This window comes from Paenibacillus zanthoxyli JH29 (assembly GCF_000520715.1).
Lineage (GTDB): Bacteria > Bacillota > Bacilli > Paenibacillales > Paenibacillaceae > Paenibacillus_AQ > Paenibacillus_AQ zanthoxyli.
The window spans coordinates 1-1,535 of the sequence record NZ_ASSD01000675.1; the positions used below are offsets into that span (position 1 = coordinate 1).

The window sequence follows — 1,535 nt, forward strand, 5'->3', positions numbered from 1 at the left end:
ACTTCAAGTGTTAGCTAAGTGGGGGAGTGTTCAATTATATCCGCTACTTTGCCGTCCGCGACGAAGAAGGGCGCTATCTGGGAACACTGGAATTCACACAAAACATCGCTCCGATCCGCGCCCTGGAAGGGCAGAAGCGTATTTTGTCCGAGTAAAAAAGAGTTTGAACCGCCTGCGAAAGCGCCGGTGGTTTTTTCTGCCTCCCAAAATTCAGCATACTCACCCGCCCGGCAACCCTCCCCTCCGGAATCCGCTTTGCAGGCAAAGCGGATGTAAAAATTTAGGTATTCTATTCATGGCGTATAAGCTATAATTAAGGCAATTTATCAACGGAGGTGCTTCAACATGTCAAGAAGCCGACAGTTCGAACAAACAACTATTCATCTGCACAATGGAAAAGTAAAAGTACACCAATCTCAACAGGAACGGCAGCGCGGGCTGGGCGGCTTGGCGGCAGCGGAGGATTAAATCCTCCAACCGAACGCATGGCATGAAAGGTCCGCCTGCTTGAAAGGCGGAACATATTTTGAATCGTTACCAGGCATCACAAGTGTATTTATGGATGAAGTTTATGACGGCTTTGGCGGGGAGTACCATTTTTACGACGTACAGTGTCTACTATGTGGCAAAGCTGGGATTTAATCCTCTTCAGCTTATGCTGATCGGAACGGTGCTGGAACTGACGGTACTGGTGTTTGAGGGAATCACCGGGGTGGTTGCCGATACGTACGGCCGGAGGGTGTCGGTCATTATCGGCATGTTTATTCTGGGCGGCGGCTTCACGCTGGAGGGAAGCGCAGTTTGGCTCGCGGGCGGCGCGTCTCTGTTCTCCGCTTTTGCCCTGGTGCTGGGTGCACAGCTATTGTTCGGTCTTGGCTGGACGTTCATTAGCGGAGCGGATACGGCATGGATTGTCGACGAGGTAGGCGAAGAAGAAGCCGGAAGCCTGTTTATGCGATCCCAGCGGCTCTCGCTGGCCGCTTCCCTGCTGGGCATCGGCATCAGCGTGGGATTGTCGATGCTTATGCCGAATCTGCCGTATTTGGCAGGCGGGGCAATCTACGTCGCGACTGGGTTGTATTTGCTTCGCTGCATGAGGGAGACGAAGTTTCAGCCCCGCAGCCGCGAACCGCAAGTTTCGCATTTTCGGGCGATGCGGAATACGTGGCTGGAAGGGGCGGCCGTGGTGCGCAGAAGCCCGCTGCTGATTACAATGGTCTTCGTGACACTGCTTGGAGGCGCAGCCTCCGAAGGTTATGACCGTCTGTGGCAGGTGCATTTGATTAACGGCATCGGTCTTCCCGATCTGCCGCTGTCAATGGCGGCTTGGTTCGGCCTTATCGGCGCGGCGGGAACCCTGCTGGGACTGCTTGCCGTGCATTTTACCGAGCGAAGAATCGATATGGGCGCCGAGCGGAAGCTGTCTGCGGTTATGCTGCTGCTGACGGCTGTCCGCATCGCCTGCATCGCCTTACTTGCGCTGTCGCCGTCATTTGGCTTCGCGGTGTCCGCCGTGCTTGTCATCGGCATGGCTT

At 55.0% G+C, this 1,535-nt stretch carries 3 protein-coding genes; all 3 read left to right on the plus strand.

Annotation, left to right across the window (positions count from 1 at the left end; all coding sequences use genetic code 11):
* Positions 1 to 26: 26 nt before the first annotated feature.
* Positions 27 to 155 carry a hypothetical protein gene (locus L691_RS34015; RefSeq protein WP_269634895.1) on the plus strand — a complete coding sequence of 43 codons (129 nt, stop codon included), beginning with the start codon at positions 27 to 29 and terminating at the stop codon, positions 153 to 155.
* Between the two features lie 190 nt (positions 156 to 345).
* Complete coding sequence (locus L691_RS34020; RefSeq protein ID WP_269634894.1) at positions 346 to 468, plus strand: hypothetical protein; 123 nt, start codon at positions 346 to 348, stop codon at positions 466 to 468.
* Between the two features lie 58 nt (positions 469 to 526).
* The coding region (locus tag L691_RS0125960; RefSeq protein ID WP_156934349.1) for an MFS transporter at positions 527 to 1,535 on the plus strand (1,009 nt) is incomplete at its 3' end.